We start from the raw sequence: 933 nt of genomic DNA on the forward strand, positions 1-933 counted from the left end.
GCTATTAGTAGATTGGAATAATACTAACACAAATTTTCCTCATGATAAGTGTATCCATAGGGCAGGCGTCAGCCCCCATACTGCGTCTTTATGACTTTGCGGAGACCTGTGTTTTTGGTAAACAGTCGCCTGGATCTCTTCACTGCGACCCACGTCTGAGGTGGGTACCCCTTCTTCCGAAGTTACGGGGCCATTTTGCCGAGTTCCTTAGAGAGAGTTATCTCGCGCCCCTTGGTATTCTCAACCTCCCTACCTGTGTCGGTTTCGGGTACAGGTAACTGTAAGTTAACGTGTTTAGAGCTTTTCTTGGAAGCTAGACTATGCCACTTCCCCACCGTAGTGGGTCGTACTCACGCCTCAACTCGAAACGTTTTCGCCGTCTCTCAACATCTCGACGCTTGAACCGGTAACCAACATCCGGCTGACATTCATCTTCTCCGTCCCTCTGCACAACCTACAATCAGTACGGGAATTTTAACCCGTTGTCCATCGACTACGCCGTTCGGCCTCGCCTTAGGTCCTGACTAACCCTCCGGGGACGAACCTGGCGGAGGAAACCTTAGGGTTTCGGGGCATTGGATTCTCACCAATGTTTGCGCTACTCAAGCCGACATTCTCACTTCCGTTTCGTCCACAGCTGCTTGCCGCTACTGCTTCTACCTACGACGGAACGCTCCCCTACCGATTAATCGTTTCTTATTAATCCCACAGCTTCGGTACATCGCTTAGCCCCGTTCATTTTCGGCGCGAGAGCGCTTGACTAGTGAGCTATTACGCACTCTTTCAAGGGTGGCTGCTTCTAGGCAAACCTCCTAGTTGTCTGTGCACTCTCACCTCCTTTATCACTTAGCGATGATTTGGGGGCGATCGCAAGATTTTTTCGCAAGACAGGACATAATTAAATTATTTAGTTTCTGAGGTATTTTAAGAGTA

The 933-nt window shown here is 49.4% G+C and carries 1 rRNA gene; it reads right to left on the bottom strand.

From position 1 onward, the window contains the following. Positions 1 to 933: ribosomal RNA gene (locus RMZ43_RS35900) — 23S ribosomal RNA — on the bottom strand; the annotation flags it as partial.

This window comes from Nostoc sp. CmiVER01 (assembly GCF_034531135.2).
Taxonomy (GTDB): Bacteria; Cyanobacteriota; Cyanobacteriia; order Cyanobacteriales; family Nostocaceae; genus Nostoc.